The following is a 15,729-nucleotide window of genomic DNA, read 5'->3' on the forward strand; positions in this document are numbered from 1 at the left end:
AAAACCGTGCTGGACACCGACCACTACCTCGACGATGTCGGCCCCGGCCGCGGCCGGCGACGACCGGCCCGATCGTGGCTGCACTCGGATGCGCCCGCCCTGTCGCTGAACGGCGACTGGCGGTTCCGGCTGCTCGCCGGGGTCCCGGGCGCGCTCGGGGCTCCCGACGTCCTGCCTCCCGGGGAGGCCGAGGACGCGTTCGCTGATCCCGGCTTCGACGACTCGGGATGGGACGAGTTGCCCGTTCCCAGCCACTGGGTCCTGCACGGAGACGGCCGGTACGGTTCGCCGCAGTACACGAACGTCCAGCTCCCGTTCCCGCAGGACCCGCCCTTCTCGCCCGACGAGAACCCGACCGGCGACCACCGGCGGACGTTCGGGCTGCCGTCCGGGTGGCTGGATGCCGAGAGGTACGAAGCGGTCGTGCTTCGCTTCGACGGGGTCGAGTCCCGCTACCGCGTCTGGCTCAACGGCGTCGAGATCGGCGTCGGCACCGGCTCGCGGCTGGCGCAGGAGTTCGACGTCACCCCGGCTCTCCGGGACGGGCTCAACACGATCGCCGTGCGCGTCCACCAGTGGTCGGCCTCCACCTACGTCGAAGATCAGGACCAGTGGTGGCTCCCTGGCATCTTCCGCGAGGTCACGCTGCAGGCCAGACCGGTCGGCGGGATCGAGGATGTCTGGGTCCGTGCCGAATACGACCACCGCACCGGAGCGGGGATGCTGCACACCGAGCTGCGGGCGGGGGACGACGCCTTCCCGGTGCGTCTCCTGGTCCCCGAGCTCGGCATCGAGGCGGTGTGGGAGGACGCATCCGCGGTGGTTCCGATCGGCATCGACGCAGTCGAGCCGTGGACGGCGGAGAGCCCCCGGCTCTACGAGGCGTCCGTGGTGAGCAGGGACGGAGCCGAGACCATCGCCCTCCGGCTCGGCTTCCGGACGGTCGAGATCGTCGGGGACCGATTCCTCGTCAACGGCCGTCGTGTCGTCTTCCACGGGATGAACCGTCACGAGACCAACCCGGACCTGGGACGCGGCTTCGACGAGTCGTTCGTCCGGCGCGACCTCGAGCTCATGAAGCGCCACAACGTCAACGCGATACGGACCGCGCACTACCCGCCGCATCCCCGTGTCCTCGACCTCGCCGACGAGCTCGGTCTCTGGGTGATGCTGGAGTGCGACATCGAGACGCACGCCTTCCACCACGGCGGCAGTCAGTTCGAGCCGGGAACCGACGAGTGGATGGACAACCCGAGCGAGGATCCCGCCTGGCGCCCGGCCTATCTCGACCGCATCGAACGGACGGTGGAACGGGACAAGAACCACCCGAGCATCGTGATGTGGTCGCTCGGCAACGAGTCCGGCACGGGAGCGAACCTCGCGGCGATGGCGGAGTGGGCGCACGCCCGCGACGCCGGGCGGCCGGTGCACTACGAAGGCGACCACGCCGGGGACTACACCGATGTCTATTCGCGCATGTACGCGTCCATCGCCGAGGTGACGAGCATCGGGGAGGACTCGACGGCGCTCCTGCTGAACGCCTCCGCCGCCCAGTCCGCACGCCAACGGACCAAGCCCTTCCTGCTGTGCGAGTACGTGCACGCGATGGGCAACGGGCCCGGTGGGATCGACCTCTATGAGGGGCTGGTGGACCGCTACCCCCGGTTGCACGGCGGCTTCGTCTGGGAGTGGCGCGATCACGGCATCCGCACCCGGACAGCAGACGGCGTGGAGTTCTTCGGCTACGGCGGCGACTTCGGGGAGAGCGGAGTGCACGACGGGCACTTCTGCATGGATGGCATGGTGCTGTCCGACGGCACCCCGACGCCCGGGCTGGCGGAGTTCGCGGGGGTCACCGCGCCGATCCGCTTCGACCTCGAGGTCGAGGAGGCGACGGTGTCCGTGCGCGTGCGTAATCTGCGTCACTCATCCGACACCGCCGACCTCGTGTTCCCCTGGCGAGCGGAGCTCGACGGCGAGCCGATCGCCGAGGGTGTGCTGACCCTCCCGGACGACCACGGCGGCACGGTTCCCGCGGGCGGATCGGCGGACGTCGACGTCGTGTTGGACGACCGGGTCGTCCACACCGGACGCGGTGAACTCTGGTTCACGGTGACGGCGGCACTCGCCGCGGACGCGCCCTGGGCGTCGCGAGGCCATGTGCTCGCGGCGGCGCAGACCCCGGTGGGGCAGAAGCGCTCCGAGTCGCCGGCGACGACGTGGGCACCCCGTGCGAGCTCGGCGCAGCCGCACGACGCCGCCGGTCGCTTCGCCCTCGGCCCTGCGGAGTTCGCGGACGGCCGGCTGCTCGCGCTGGGCGGCAGGCCGGTGCGCGGCCCCCGCCTTCAACTCTGGCGCGCGCCGACCGACAACGACGGCGGGGCGCACATGGGCAGCTACGACGTCAGCGACCCGATGGAGGGACGCGGGCTGGGCATCCCCGGGCCGTCCTACGCGTCTCAGTGGCGCGACGCGGGACTCGACCGGTTGACCGGGCGGGTGGTCTCGCTCTCCCGGACGGAGACGTCCTTCCGGCGTCGCATCCGCTGGGCCGCTGCCGACACCCGCGAGTCCGTCACGCTGGAGGAGCAGTGGGAGGCGGACGGCGACGCGGTGCTCCTCACCCTGCAGCTCATCCCGAGTGCGCGCTGGAAGATCGTCTGGCCGCGCGCGGGAGTCCGCTTCGACCTCCCGGTCGACATCGACGAGGCGGAGTGGTTCGGCACCGGGCCGGGGGAGTCGTATCCCGACTCGCGACGGGGTGTGCTCGTCGGCCGCTACCGCGCCGGCATCGACGAGCTGACGGTCCCCTACGCGTGGCCGCAGGAGAGCGGACACCGGAGCGACCTGCGCCGGCTCGACCTTCTCGCGGGCGGTGACGCATGGATGCGGATCGACGCCGCCGAGGACGCACGCGGTCGCCGACCCGGGTTCACCCTCGCGCGGCACACGGCCGAGCAGGTCGGCGTCGCCGCCCACCAACACGAGCTGCCGACGCCTGAGGCGACCTACCTCTACCTTGACGCCGCCCAGAACGGCCTCGGGTCCCGCGCGTGCGGCCCCGATGTGTGGCCGGATGCGCTGCTGCGACCGGAAGCGCGGTCGCTCGCTCTGCGCTTCGCCGCCTTCTGACCCGTCGACGCGCGCGGCCGCACGAGCGGGCGCGTCTCGACCTGCACCACCACGATGGAGATGCCGTGACGACGACCGACCTGTCCCCGGACCTGTACCTGCACCTCGCGGCGGGTGATGTGAGCGTGGTCCTCGACGCCACCGCCGGACGACTGCCCGCCGTCGTCCACTGGGGCGCGGCGCTCGGGCCGCAGAGCGGGGACGGCGTCCGCGCGCTCGCCGCTGCGGCGGAAGAGCCGGCGAGCGGCAACGTCGTCGACCAGGCGGTCCGGCTCGCCGTCCTCCCCGAGCACCACACCGGGTGGGAGGGGCGGCCGGGCGTGGTCGGACACCGGAGCGGAGCCGACTGGTCTCCGCTCTTCACCGTCACCGCCATCGAGGTGACGGCCGACGGGGAGGTGCGCCGAGACGGCCCGCTGGTCGAGACGGGCCCGGCCGCCGTCACCTTCCGGGCGCGCGATGAGGTCGCGGGTTTGAGGCTCACCGTGGAGTTCGAACTGCTCGCCGGCGGGCTGCTGCGCGCCCGAGGCGCCGTGACGAATGCCGGGCACGGCGCCTACGAGGTCACGGAGCTGAACGTCGCCCTCCCGTTGCCGGCCCGGGCGCGCGAGATCCTGGACTTCGCCGGTCGCTGGAGCCGGGAGCGCGTCCCCCAGCGCCGCGAGCTCGTCGTCGGCACGCACGAGCGCGAGGGCCGCAAGGGACGGACCGGTGCCGACGCCGCGACCGTCCTGAGCGCGGGCGTCCCCGGCTTCGGGTTCCGGCAGGGCGAGGTGTGGGGCCTGCACGTCGGGTTCAGTGGCAACCACCGCCATTACGCGGAGCGGCTGTCCACCGGGGCCCAGGTGGTCGGCGGCGGCGAGCTCCTCCTCCCCGGCGAGATGCTGCTCGAACCGGAGGCGACCTACGTCGGACCGTGGGTGTATGGGGCGTACGGGGACGGGATGGACGATCAGGCCCACCGGTTCCACCACTTCCTCCGCTCGCGGCCGACGCACCCCGTGCGTCCCCGCCCGGTCACACTGAACGTCTGGGAGGCCGTCTACTTCGACCACGACCTCGACCGCCTGATCGGTCTCGCCGACCGGGCTGCGGCGGTCGGGGTCGAGCGATTCGTGCTCGACGACGGCTGGTTCGCCGGGCGCCGGGACGACACCCGCGGGCTCGGCGACTGGGTGGTCGACCCGGACGTCTGGCCGGACGGACTCGGACCTCTGGTCCACCACGTCCAGGGGCTCGGCATGGAGTTCGGGCTCTGGTTCGAGCCGGAGATGATCAATGAGGACAGCGACCTGGCGCGCGCGCACCCGGAATGGATCATGCAGACCGGCGGCCGCCTCCCGGTGCGCGCGCGCCACCAGCAGGTGCTCGACCTCGGCATCCCGGAGGCGTACGAGCACATCCTCGACCGCATGTCGGCCATCCTCACCGAGTACGACATCGCGTACATCAAGTGGGATCACAATCGCGACCTCATCGACGCCGGGACGCCGCCGACCGGCGTGGCCGGCGTGCACGAGCAGACCCTCGCCGCGTACCGGCTGATGGACGAGCTGAAGCGCCGCTTCCCCGGGCTGGAGATCGAGTCCTGCTCCTCGGGCGGCGCGCGCGTCGACCTGGGAGTGATCGAGCACACCGACCGCGTCTGGGCCAGCGACTGCGTCGACCCGCTCGAGCGCCAGCAGATCAACCGCTGGACCATGCAGCTCCTCCCGCCCGAACTGGTCGGGTCGCACGTGGGTTCGCGGGTGAACCACACCACCGGGCGCGATCTCGCGCTGTCCTTCCGCGCGGGCACGGCGGTCTTCGGCCACTTCGGGATCGAGTGGGACCTCGCGCAGGCGAGTGAAGGCGACCTCGCCGACCTGGCCGGGTGGGTGGCGTTCCACAAGCGGTATCGCGACCTGATCCGCACCGGCGATGTGGTGCGTGCGGATCAGACCGACCCGGCCTTCCAGCTCTACGGCGTCGTCGCCGCCGATCGGATGGAGGCTCTGTTCTTCCTCGCCTTCCTCGGCCGCTCGAACGAGTCCCCGCACGGCCGCTTCACCCTCCCGGGCCTCGACCCGGACGCGCTCTACCGGGTCGCGCCGGTGGTCGTGGGCACCCCGGACCCGAGCCGCACCGACCCGGTCTGGTACGGCGATGGCGCCGGGACCGTTCTGAACGGCCGAGCGCTCGCCGCGGCGGGGCTGCAGTTGCCGGGGTCGCTGCCCGAGCGGGTGGTCGTGCTGCGCGTCACCGCCGTGTGACGCTCAGATCCCGGCGAGGAAGGGATCGAGCGCGGCCCACGTCGCATCGGGGTTCTCGAGGTGGGGGAGGTGTCCGGCTGCGGGAATCTCGGCGAAGCGCGCGCCGGGGATCACGTCGGCCAGCGCCCGCCCGTAGGCCGGTGTCGCGATCCTGTCGCTCGCGCCCCAGATCACCAGCGTGGGCGCCTCCAGGGCGCCGAGACGACCGAGCAGCGCCGGGTCGCTCATCCCGGCGCCGGCGATCCGGGCCATCGTCCGACCGTTCGACGCCTGCATCGCGCGCTGCTGGTCCGTGAGGGTGGCCGGGTCCGTGTAGCCGCGGTCCGGGTCGTGCCAGGCGAGTTCGGCGAGGCCCCGGGCGTCGAGCGCGAAGAAGTCCGCGATCGGCTCGCCGTCGACGACGACCCCGACGCCGTCGATCACGACCACTGCGCCGACGACGCCCTCGAAGCGCGGGACGCGTGTCGCCTGCTGGGCCATCTCCAGGGCGATCCAGCCGCCGATGGAGGATCCGACCAGGACCACGCCGCGATCGCCCCGCTCGGCGAGATCGGCGAGATACGCCGCGGCCAGGTCGGACACGGAAGCGATCGAGTCGGGCAGTGCCGTTCCCTCCCACCCCGGGTGGGTGGGAGCGACGGCGTGCATCGTCGTGCCGAGATGGGCGACGATCGGCGCGACCGTCCGGGGTCCGCCGCCGCCGTGCAGCACGAGCGCCACGCGCGACGCCGGGTCGCCGGCCTGGGCGAGAGGGAGTTCTTCCAGCTGCAACGCGTTCATGGGTGCTCGTAAATCAACATATTTAGATAAGAATGTTGATACATTAGCACCATGACGGTCGATCTGGAAGCGCTGGGGCTCGCTGTCAAGCGGGCTCAGTGGCGTAATCACCGCACGATGGACGCCGCCCTCCGGCCGGTCGGGATCAGCCTGGTCCAGTGGGATGCCCTGCGCGCGATCGAGCGCATGCCGGGAGCCTCCGGGCACGACCTCGCCGTCGCCACCTTCCAGAGCGATCAAGCCTTCGGGACGCTGGCGAACCGGCTGGCGGACCGCGGCCTCATCGTGCGTTCCGCGGGTCACGGTCGTCGTCTCGAGCACGAGCTGACGGACGCCGGCCGTGCAGCGCTCCGCGACGGCTACGAGGTGGCGGGGCCCGTGCTCGCCGACCTCTTCGAGCCGTTGAGCGAGGAGCAGCGGATCGCCCTCTCCGAGGTGCTGAGCCTCCTCACCGCCGACAGCGCCCCCGCGGTCGAGCCCTAGGCCCCCACCTTGTACCGCGCCCCGCGGTGCGTCGACGGCAGCCGGTCGCCCGCGCCGTGCAGTTTGTTGCGGAGCGTGCCGGGTACGTACTCCTCCGGGTACGCCCCGCGCTTGCGGAGCTCGGGGATGACGAACTCGACGATGTCCTCGAAGGTGCCCGGGGTGATCGCGTAGGCCAGGTTGAAGCCGTCCACGTCGGTGTCCTCCACCCACTCCTGCAGGGTGTCGGCGACCTCGGAGGCCGAGCCGACGATGAAGGGGCCGAGGCCGCCGATCGCGCCGTTGCGGCCGATGTCGCGGACCGTCCACTCGCCGCCGTCGGCGTTGGGGCGCTGGAAGTTGGCGACGGCCGACTGGATCGCGTTGCTGTCGACGTTGCCGATCGGCTCGTCGAGGTCGTACTGCGACAGGTCCACGCCCATCCAGCCGGACATGAACACGAGTGCGCCCTCGTCGCTCGTGTACTGCAGGAAGTCCTCGTACTTGGCCTGGGCCTTCTCGCTCGTCTCGTCGGTGATGATCGTCAGCAGCGTGTAGATGCGGGCCGAGTAGCGGTCGCGGCCGGCCGCCTCGAGCGCGTCGCGCAGCTTGCCGACGGTGGCCTTCAGGCCCTCCTTGGTCGAGGCGGCGACGAAGATGGCCTCGGCGTTCTCGGCCGCGAAGCCGATGCCGCGCTTGGACGCGCCGGCCTGGTAGATCACCGGCGTGCGCTGCGGGCTCGGCTCGGAGAGGTGGATGCCGGGCACCGTGAAGTGCTTGCCCGTGTGGCGGATCTCGTGCACCTTCGCCGGGTCGGTGAAGACGCCGGACTCGCGGTCGCGGATCACGGCGTCGTCCTCCCAGGACCCCTCCCACAGCTTGTAAAGCACCTCCAGGTACTCGTCGGCGTGGTCGTAGCGGTCGTCGTGCTGCAGCTGATCGTCGTGGCCCATGTTCCGCGCGGCGGAGGGCAGGTACCCGGTGACCACGTTCCAGCCGACGCGCCCGTTGGTGAGGTGGTCCAGCGTCGACATGCGGCGAGCGAACGGATAGGGGTGCTCGTACGCTGTGCCGGCGGTGATCCCGAAGCCCAGGTTCTCGGTGACGAGCGCCATCGCCGAGACCAGCAGGAGCGGGTCGTTGACGGGCACCTGCGCGCCGTGCCGGATCGCGGCCTCATTGCTGCCGCCGTAGACGTCGTAGGTGCCGAGCACGTCGGCGATGAAGATCCCGTCGAAGGTGCCGCGCTCGAGCAGCTTGGCGAGCTCGGTCCAGTAGGTGAGGTCCTTGTACCGCCAGGCCTGGTCCTCGGGGTGCCGCCACATCCCGGAGGACTGGTGGGCGACGCAGTTCATGTCGAAGGCGTTGAAGCGGATCTGGCGGGTCATGCAGACCAGCATGGGAGGCCGCCGCGGGGCACCGCACCCCTTGCGTCATGCGGCGTAACGCGGCCTGCCCTACCGCAGCAACACCGGCCCCGCGTCGATCCGCACGCGGAACAGCGAGTACGGGTACTCCCGCAGGTCCTCGCCGCGCTGGTACTTCGCCTGCCGGTGCAGCTGGTTGGCGGTCACGTACAGGTACCCGTCCGTCGCCACCGACATGGTGTCCGGCCAGAGCAGCCGCGGGTCGTGCACCAGCGTCTCCATCGTGCCGTCGGGGAGGCGGCGCAGGACCGCGTTGTGCGACCAGTTGGTGGAGTAGAAGCGGCCCTGATCGTCCGTCTCCAGGCCGTCGGCGGCGCCGCCCTTGTCGCCTTCGTCGCGCACGAGCTCGCCGACCTTCGAGTCGGGGAGGTCGCGGTCGCGCAGCGCCTCGGTCGGGACGCTGTACCAGCGCCGCGACAGCAGGGGGCAGTACCAGAGGCGCTCGCCGTCGGCGGAGATCGCGATGCCGTCGGAGCCCATGGTCACCGGCTTCGCCGGCCCGTCGGCCGGGCGCTCCGCGAAGACCCGTCCCTCCACCAGCGGCGTGAGCTCGGGCGGGGTGACGGCCTTCGTGGAGGGGTGGTCGTGCAGCCTGCGCCAGGCCTCCCCGCTCTCGAGGTCGACCACGATGATGCCGTTCGGTCCCTGATCGGACGAGTCGGTGACGTACGCGACGCCGTGGCGCAGGTCGAACCGGACGTCGTTGACGTACGACGTGGGCAATGCGACGTCCTGCTCGAACACGATCGTCTTCACCACGGTGTCGGTCTGCAGGTCGACGCAGACCATCTTGGGGCCGCCCCGCTTCACCGGCTGCATCATCGGACTGCCCGTGTCCAGGATCCAGAGCCGGTCGGCCGGGTCGACGACGATGCTCTGCACCGAGACCAGCCGTTCGGGGTCGTCGTCGCCGCGCGGCTGGTTGATCTCCGCGCTGGGGAAGGGCAGCGGATGCCCGCCCTTCAGCTCGACCACGGTCGCCGGGACCTCGTCGCCCCACTTCGGGAAGTTCACGAAGATGCGGCCGGTGTGCGAGACGCTGACACCGGTTGGCATCGGGCCGTCGTCGAAGCTGTGGACCAGCTCCAGCCCTCCGGTCGGCGTATCGGCCGGGTACCGGGTCACTGCGGGGTCGGTGGCGTTCGTGTCGGTCACGGGGTCCTCCTCTGTTCGCCGTCGGAGCCCACCCCACGCGGTCGTTCCACCCGCGTCAAGGGGTTGCCCGATTACGACGACCGGAGCGTCTGCGACGGGCTCTCGCCGAACGCTTCGCGATACGACGCCGCGAACCGGCCCAGGTGGATGAAGCCCCATCGGGTGGCGGCCTCTGTGACGCTGTCCGTCCCCGGTCCGGCCTTCAGAAGGTCCTCGCGCACCTTCTCGAGCCGCAGGGTGCGCAGGTAGTTCGTGGGCGTCGTGTCCAGGGTGCGGCGGAAGCCCTGCTGCAGACTGCGGGCGCTCACCGAGACCCGTGCGGCCAGCTCGACGACCGTCCACGGGTGCGCCGGGTCGGCGCGGAGAAGGTCCACCGCCCGCGATACCGGCCGCAGGCCGGAGTCGGGAGCGGGATAGCGGAGCGCGTCCGAGTGGTTGTGCGGCTGGGCGAACAGCATCGAATCGATGAGCGTCTGCTCCAGCCGCAGCCGCGCCAGAGGATGGGCGAGCGGGCCGCCCTCCATGGTGGACGCCTCGTCGATCAGGCGAAGCGTGTCCAGCAGCATGCGTCCCCCGGGTCCGGTCAGGTCGAGCTCGCTCGTGTACTGGAGAGGCCGGACGGTTTCGCGCCCGAGCAGACGCTCCAGCTCGAGTTGGAGCTCCGCGCGCGGGATCATGACGGAGAGCTGCGAGAACCACGCGCTGCAGTCGAGCCGTACGGGCTTCCCCGGGGTGAAGACGCCCGCGGTCCGCGAGGTCGCGTGGATCTCCGGGTCCACACCGGCCTTCATGACGGCCCGTCCGTGGACCGGGATGTCGAGGTGGTAGTTCTCGGCCTCGGCGGTCTCGATGGTCACTTCTTCGCGGAACTCCATGAACCCGCAGGTCACCCGTCCGACGGTGAGCGCGTTGAGCGTCATCTCGACGCTCCCCGTCGTGGGGACGGACGGGAACTCGACGGGGAGGAAGACCTCGGAGAGCGCCTGCCGAGCCTCCTCGACGCCGTGGCCCGCCGCGACGCGGTGGGTGGCGAAGAGCTCGCTCGGTTGCCGGTTCATGCGGCGATTGTAAGCAGGTCCCACGGATCGTCCTGACCGTTTATCGAACGGGTCGTTCGCGAACAGGACACCGGCGTTCGCACGCCGGATAGCAGCCCCCCGGGGACTTACCTACCGTGAATACACGGTCGACGTGTCCGACCGACGGCACGGTGGTCCCCTTCTTCGGGTGGAGAGGGCCACCGTGCACCCGAGCCCGGCCACCCGAAGCGTTGGAGGACGTGTGATCGAGCCGAACCCGGCGACGCGCCCCCGCTGGTGCCCGCACTGCCTCAACCGCATGCGCGTCAGCCGCAATCCGTACTACGGCGTCGGGCTCGCCGTGCATCAGCACCTCTCGACCTGTCCGCGGTGCGGGTACGTCGAGTTCGTGCGCGCGCCGCGCCGCGCCGATCCGCCTCCCGTCGCGGCGCCGCCGTCCCCGCCATCGCTCGCGCACCGCGCGCTCGCGCTGGCCGCCCGGTGCTCCGCACGCCTCATCCCGACCCGCCGAGGCTCGTCACCAGGTTGATCGCCACAGCGATCACCACCGTGCCGAAGAAGTACGACAGGAGCGCGTGCATGAGCGCCTTGCGGCGCGTCCCGACCGCGTTCGGCTCCACCTCCGAGACGCCGTAGGACATCCCGATGGTGAACGCGAGGTACGCGAAGTCGCTGTAGGTGGGCGGGGACTCCTGGTTGAAGTCGAAGCCGCTGCGGTGATGGTCGACGTAGTACATGCGGGCGTACTTGAATGCGTAGACGGTGTTCACCAGGGCCCACGCCACGATCGTCCCGAGCATGCCGAGGATCACCAGCGCGACCGAGACCACATCCGTGTGCCGGCTGCCGGATTGCACGAGCGATACCACCACCGCCACGATGCTGACGAGGCACGCGGTGACGATCACCTCGTCCGTCACGTGGGTGGTGGATTCCTCGCGGGCGAGTCGTTCCGTGCCGGCGCTGTCCCTGGGCCAGCAGATACGCCAGACCCAGACGAGGTCGATGATGCCGAACGTGCACCAGCCGACGAGCGGTCCGAGGCGGGGGTCGATGACGAGCGCCGCAGTCGTCCCCACCACCGCGCCGATGGCGACGCAGATCAGGGTGCGGCGGGCGGAGAGGAGGCGGCCGGCCATGGCTGCTCACGAGACAGGCAGGGTGGGCGGCGCCGCCCGGGGACTCCGGGCGACGCCGCCCAGTGCCGCTGTCAGGCGTTCGCCCCTGCGGGGTGCAGGACGACCTTGGTCCAGCCGTCGTCGCGGGCGTCGAAGTGCTCGTACGCGTTCGGCGCCTCGTTCAGATCCAGCTCGTGGCTGACGATCCAGGACGGGGTGGCCTTGCCGGAGGCGACGAGGTCGCGGAGCGCTCGGTTGTACCGCTTCACCGGAGCCTGTCCGCTCCCGATGGTCTGGCCGCGGAACCAGAACTCGCCGAAGTCGAACGCGACCTCGCCCTGCTTGGCCAGCTCGTCGGAGGCACCGGGATCCTGCGGGACGTAGACCCCGACCACCCCGATGGTGCCTGTGAACCGGACGGACTGGACCAGCCGGTTGAGCGTGATGTTGGGGTGCTCGTTGCCCTCGACGTCGTGCGCCTGGTAGCCCACGCACTCGCAGCCGTTGTCAGCCCCGAGCCCCATGGTCATCTCGTTGACGGCCTCGACGGGGTCCACCTTCGAGTCGTCGATCGCGATGGCGCCGATCTCCTCCGCCAGCTTCAGCCGGTCGGGGTGACGGTCGACGATCATGACCCTGCTCGCGCCTTTGAGGATCGCCGAGTAGGCCGCCATCAATCCGACCGGCCCTGCGCCGTAGATCACGGTCTGGTCGCCCGGCTTCACCCGGGCCATCTCGGTGGCGTGGTAGCCCGTCGGGAAGATGTCGGCGAGCATCACGTAGTCGGTCTGCTTCTCCGCGGCGTCCTCGCCCAGCCGCAGGCAGTTGAAGTCGCCCCATGGCACCCGCAGGAGGTCGGCCTGTCCACCGGCCCACGGACCCATGTCGGCGAAACCGTACGCGGCGCCCGCCCACTCCTTCTTGGGCTGGGCGGTCAGACAGTAGTTGGTCAGGCCGCGCTCGCAGTTCTTACAGTGACCGCAAGCGACGTTGAAGGGCAGGACGACGTACTCGCCCACCTGGACCTTGTCGACGGCGTCGCCGACCTCGATCACCCGGCCCAGGTTCTCGTGACCGAACCACCGGCCGGTCTCGAAGCCGGTCCGGCCCTCGTACATGTGCAGATCGGATCCGCAGATGTTCGTCGAGGTGATCTGGACCAGCACATCCGTCGGCCGCTCGATGCGCGCATCCGGGACATCCTGGACGCCGACATCGCGCGGACCGTTGTACACCACTGCTTTCATTGCTTCCTCCATCGATCGATACGAAGGGGCTGCGCCGCTCCGCTACCGCACGCACCGTAGGCGGAAGATTTCCGATGAGACCCGGTTGACAAAGGGCGCACCGCGGCGGGGCTCGGTCCTCGCACATCGGACAGCGGCCGTCGCGCTCCGGATATCGACGCGCCGGCTGCGCGCTTAGCGTGGATGCGGAGCGCACATGAGACACCGAGGATTCGCCGGCCGAGACGCGTGGCTGGCGGCGGTGGAGCGCGAGCTCGCTCATCCGGCGGCGCTGCCCATCCTGGCCGCCAAGGGCCTCGACCCCGACGTCGTCCGCACCGTCGCGCGGATCGAAGCGTCCCATGCGTCCCCTCTCGGGCTCTGCTCCCTGAGTGCCGAGCAGCTGGCCGGCGCGACAAGGTTGCCGCGAGCGGCGGTCCTCCGCGCCCGGCTCGCCCTGGTGGAGCTGGGGCTCGAGGACGTGGTCGCGGGTCCCGCCACCGCTGGTGTCGTCCACCGCGAACTCCACCACGAATAACGCGAGTGAGTGCGCTAACAGTGCCCGTTACACTCAGAATCCCGCGCAATCACGGCGTCTAAAGATTTGTTTGACACGCCTTGATAGTGCGCTAACATGGCCACACGAACCCAAACAACGAAGGAGTTGGACGTGACTGAGCCGTACACAGTCGTAGCGCTCTCGCCGCTGCAGATCCCGATCGTGGAGCCGGAAGACGCGCTGAAGAACACCAAGCGCATCATCCAGTTCATGAAGACGGCCGTCGGTGTCGCCGCGACCGAGGGCTACCCGGTCAAGCTGGTGGTCATCCCCGAGATGGCGATCCAGGGCATGCACATGGCGTTCCACGCCGGTGACCGCGAGTACGAGAAGAAGTTCGCCCGCACCATCCCGGGCCCCGAGACCGACGAGCTCGGCAAGGCCGCTCGTGAGCTGAACACCTACATCGCCGGCGAGCTGTACCTGGTCGCGGACGACGACTTCCCGGACCGCTACTTCAACTGCGCGTTCATGATCGACCCCAACGGCGACGTCATCTACCGCCGCGCGAAGGCCACCTCGGACGGCTTCGAGGGCGGCACCCTCGGCACCACGAACCCGCACGACCTGTGGGACGAGTGGATCGTCAAGAAGGGGAACGGCAACGTGATGGACGCCATCTACCCCGTCGCGAAGACCCCGGACATCGGCAACATCGGCTACGTCATCTGCCACGAGGGCGCCTACCCCGAGATCGCCCGCGGCCTCGCCATGAACGGCGCCGAGATCATCATCCGTGCGACGCTCATCGAGCCGCAGACCTCGCAGGGCATGTGGGAGGTCCAGAACAAGGCCCACGCCCTGTTCAACAACGCGATCGTCGTCGCCCCGAACCTCGGCCCGGAGCTCGGCCCGGACGGCGTCATCAACGACCTCTTCGGCGGTCGCTCGATGATCGTCAACCAGCGCGGCAAGATCATCACCGAGACCCCCGGTGTTACCGCGGGCGACACGTTCGTCAGCACGACGATCGACATCGACGCCCTGCGTCGGGACCGTCAGGCGAACGGCGTCTTCAACGGCTTCAAGGACCTCCGCACCGAGCAGTACGCGGCCATCTACGAGAAGCCGATCTACCCCAAGAACCAGTACCTCGACGCCCCTCCCGGGGAGGACTGGCTGGCTCGCGAGCGCGCCACCCGCGCCCGCAACATCAAGCTGCTCGAGGAGCGCGGGGTCTTCACCCCGCTCGACTGAGCACCCGGCGGCGGCGCCCCGCGGACCCTCCGTCCTCCCCATCGGGGCGCCGCCGCCACCCGCACCATCCGCTCCACACACCCACCGGAACCACCCGCCCCACCCCGAAGCTCCACCCTGCACAGATCACCTCACAAGGAAGTGGAAACATGATCAGCACCCGTTCCCGAACCATGCTCAAAGTCGCCGGCATCGCGGCGGTCACCGCCGTCCTCTTCACCGGATGCGCGCGCGGCGGAACCGACGGCGCCGCCTCCGCGGACGACAAGAAGACCGGAAAAGGCCTCGTCATCGGCTGGAGCCAGCGCGGCATCAGCGGCAGCGACTGGTGGAAGACCCTCGTCGAGGGCGGCCAGGCCGAGGCCAAGAAGCTCGGCGCGAAGATCCAGCTGCTCGACGCCAACGGCGACACCGTCCGCCAGAACGCCGACGTCCAGACCCTCATCACGAAGAACGTCGACGTCGTCATCATGAACCCCAACGACCCGATCGGCGTCGGCGCCTCGGTCGCCGCGCTCCAGAACGCGGACGTGCCCCTCGTGACGGTCAACTCGAACCTCGACAAGTCGCTGGTGCCGGACATGTACTGCTACGTCGCCGAGGACCAGGGCTACACCGGCTCGCTCGCCGGCGAGGTCGCCGCGAAGAAGGCGCTCGCCAAGTTCGGCGACTCGGGGGAGATGAAGATCGTCGGCATCGGCGGCTTCCCCGGCGACGTCCTCAGCGACCTCCGCTTCAACGGCTTCATGAAGGGCTGGGAGAAGGTCATGAAGGACCACCCGGGCGTCATCACCAAGAAGCTGGAGACGAAGTACGGCGAGTGGAAGCCGGACAAGGCGCTCGCCCCGATCCGCGACGTCGCGACGGCGAACCCGGACCTCAAGATCGTCTACAGCATGAGCGACGTCATGCAGGGCGGCATCGAGCAGGGCCTGCAGCAGGCGGGCATCTGGGGCGACGGCGTCATCGTCGCCGGCTACGACGGCGGCATGAACGTCGTGAAGGAGATGGTCGACAACCCGACCGGTCCGATGCAGGCGACCGCCTCCAACCAGCCGTGGGATCAGGGCGTCGCCGCGGTGAAGATGGCCGTCGCCGCCTACAACGGCGACAAGCAGGCGTGCCCGAAGAAGGAGGTCTTCATCAAGACCACCGTCGTCACGCCGGAGAACGCCAAGGACTACTACAAGCCCAGCGACACCTACGTCCGGGCGAACGACTAGGCGCGTCAGCGCCGACCACGCGGCCGTGGGGGGGGCCCCGGGGGTGGGGTGGGGGGGGGGGGCCGCCGCCCCCCCCCCCCCCCCGGGGGGGGGGGGTGGGAAAAGGTAGGAGGTGAAGGAAAAGGGGAAACACAAGGGGGACAGGGGGGGGCGGGGCG

At 70.1% G+C, this 15,729-nt stretch carries 13 protein-coding genes; 7 read left to right on the plus strand and 6 right to left on the minus strand.

Features of this window, described 5'->3' with window-relative positions; genetic code table 11:
• Window positions 1-6 precede the first annotated feature (6 nt).
• The gene (locus AB0P25_RS10350) at window positions 7-3,132 is read left to right on the plus strand and encodes a glycoside hydrolase family 2 TIM barrel-domain containing protein (RefSeq protein WP_363807111.1); all 3,126 of its coding nucleotides are present in this window, start codon (window positions 7-9) and stop codon (window positions 3,130-3,132) included.
• A 65-nt stretch (window positions 3,133-3,197) separates the two neighbouring features.
• Entirely contained in the window at window positions 3,198-5,384 is a 2,187-nt protein-coding gene (locus tag AB0P25_RS10355) for an alpha-galactosidase (protein WP_363807113.1), read from the plus strand.
• 3 nt (window positions 5,385-5,387) lie between these two features.
• Here the strand turns inward: AB0P25_RS10355 and AB0P25_RS10360 are convergent, their stop codons facing one another.
• On the minus strand, window positions 5,388-6,164 hold the full coding sequence (locus tag AB0P25_RS10360) for an alpha/beta fold hydrolase (protein WP_363807114.1): 777 nt from the start codon (window positions 6,162-6,164) through the stop codon (window positions 5,388-5,390).
• 51 nt (window positions 6,165-6,215) lie between these two features.
• On the opposite strand from AB0P25_RS10360, the gene AB0P25_RS10365 reads away from it, so the two are divergent.
• Entirely contained in the window at window positions 6,216-6,647 is a 432-nt protein-coding gene (locus AB0P25_RS10365) for a MarR family transcriptional regulator (protein ID WP_363807115.1), read from the plus strand.
• Here AB0P25_RS10365 and AB0P25_RS10370 read toward each other — a convergent pair.
• From AB0P25_RS10370 to AB0P25_RS10380, 3 genes are all read right to left on the minus strand, one after another.
• Entirely contained in the window at window positions 6,644-8,014 is a 1,371-nt protein-coding gene (locus AB0P25_RS10370) for an LLM class flavin-dependent oxidoreductase (protein ID WP_363807116.1), read from the minus strand. The two genes, AB0P25_RS10365 and AB0P25_RS10370, sit on opposite strands and share 4 nt — an antisense overlap.
• Before the next feature lie 69 nt (window positions 8,015-8,083).
• Window positions 8,084-9,208, minus strand: a complete 1,125-nt coding sequence (locus AB0P25_RS10375; RefSeq protein ID WP_363807117.1) for an L-dopachrome tautomerase-related protein — start codon at window positions 9,206-9,208, stop codon at window positions 8,084-8,086.
• Between the two features lie 71 nt (window positions 9,209-9,279).
• Window positions 9,280-10,266: an AraC family transcriptional regulator gene (locus AB0P25_RS10380; RefSeq protein ID WP_363807118.1), complete on the minus strand. Its 987-nt coding sequence runs from the start codon at window positions 10,264-10,266 to the stop codon at window positions 9,280-9,282.
• Between the two features lie 223 nt (window positions 10,267-10,489).
• Between AB0P25_RS10380 and AB0P25_RS10385 the strand changes: the two genes are divergently transcribed.
• The gene (locus AB0P25_RS10385) at window positions 10,490-10,777 is read left to right on the plus strand and encodes a hypothetical protein (protein WP_363807120.1); all 288 of its coding nucleotides are present in this window, start codon (window positions 10,490-10,492) and stop codon (window positions 10,775-10,777) included.
• On the opposite strand, the gene AB0P25_RS10390 is transcribed toward AB0P25_RS10385, so the two are convergent.
• Together AB0P25_RS10390 and AB0P25_RS10395 are read right to left on the minus strand one after the other, a co-directional pair.
• A complete protein-coding gene (locus AB0P25_RS10390; RefSeq protein WP_363807121.1) occupies window positions 10,743-11,387 on the minus strand; it encodes a DUF1345 domain-containing protein in 645 nt (214 codons plus the stop codon). The two genes, AB0P25_RS10385 and AB0P25_RS10390, sit on opposite strands and share 35 nt — an antisense overlap.
• A gap of 71 nt (window positions 11,388-11,458) precedes the next feature.
• Complete coding sequence (locus tag AB0P25_RS10395) at window positions 11,459-12,613, minus strand: glutathione-independent formaldehyde dehydrogenase (protein ID WP_363807122.1); 1,155 nt, start codon at window positions 12,611-12,613, stop codon at window positions 11,459-11,461.
• Between the two features lie 196 nt (window positions 12,614-12,809).
• On the opposite strand from AB0P25_RS10395, the gene AB0P25_RS10400 reads away from it, so the two are divergent.
• The 3 genes from AB0P25_RS10400 (at window position 12,810) to AB0P25_RS10410 (ending at window position 15,571) form a co-directional block, all read left to right on the plus strand.
• Window positions 12,810-13,130 carry a hypothetical protein gene (locus AB0P25_RS10400; RefSeq protein WP_363807123.1) on the plus strand — a complete coding sequence of 107 codons (321 nt, stop codon included), beginning with the start codon at window positions 12,810-12,812 and terminating at the stop codon, window positions 13,128-13,130.
• 132 nt (window positions 13,131-13,262) lie between these two features.
• Window positions 13,263-14,348: a nitrilase-related carbon-nitrogen hydrolase gene (locus AB0P25_RS10405; protein ID WP_121262578.1), complete on the plus strand. Its 1,086-nt coding sequence runs from the start codon at window positions 13,263-13,265 to the stop codon at window positions 14,346-14,348.
• A 149-nt stretch (window positions 14,349-14,497) separates the two neighbouring features.
• Entirely contained in the window at window positions 14,498-15,571 is a 1,074-nt protein-coding gene (locus AB0P25_RS10410; protein WP_363807125.1) for a sugar ABC transporter substrate-binding protein, read from the plus strand.
• The last annotated feature ends 158 nt before the right edge of the window (window positions 15,572-15,729 follow it).

Source organism: Leifsonia sp. NPDC077715 (assembly GCF_040686855.1).
GTDB lineage: Bacteria > Actinomycetota > Actinomycetes > Actinomycetales > Microbacteriaceae > Leifsonia.

What these genes read in the sequence shown, in the direction of transcription:
- AB0P25_RS10390 (WP_363807121.1), bottom strand. Translation starts at nt 11,387, where the DNA reads ATGGCCGGCCGCCTCCTCTCCGCCCGCCGCACCCTGATCTGCGTCGCC.
- AB0P25_RS10360 (WP_363807114.1), bottom strand. Translation starts at nt 6,164, where the DNA reads ATGAACGCGTTGCAGCTGGAAGAACTCCCTCTCGCCCAGGCCGGCGAC.
- AB0P25_RS10370 (WP_363807116.1), bottom strand. Translation starts at nt 8,014, where the DNA reads ATGACCCGCCAGATCCGCTTCAACGCCTTCGACATGAACTGCGTCGCC.
- AB0P25_RS10365 (WP_363807115.1), top strand. Translation starts at nt 6,216, where the DNA reads ATGACGGTCGATCTGGAAGCGCTGGGGCTCGCTGTCAAGCGGGCTCAG.
- AB0P25_RS10400 (WP_363807123.1), top strand. Translation starts at nt 12,810, where the DNA reads ATGAGACACCGAGGATTCGCCGGCCGAGACGCGTGGCTGGCGGCGGTG.
- AB0P25_RS10410 (WP_363807125.1), top strand. Translation starts at nt 14,498, where the DNA reads ATGATCAGCACCCGTTCCCGAACCATGCTCAAAGTCGCCGGCATCGCG.
- AB0P25_RS10380 (WP_363807118.1), bottom strand. Translation starts at nt 10,266, where the DNA reads ATGAACCGGCAACCGAGCGAGCTCTTCGCCACCCACCGCGTCGCGGCG.
- AB0P25_RS10395 (WP_363807122.1), bottom strand. Translation starts at nt 12,613, where the DNA reads ATGAAAGCAGTGGTGTACAACGGTCCGCGCGATGTCGGCGTCCAGGAT.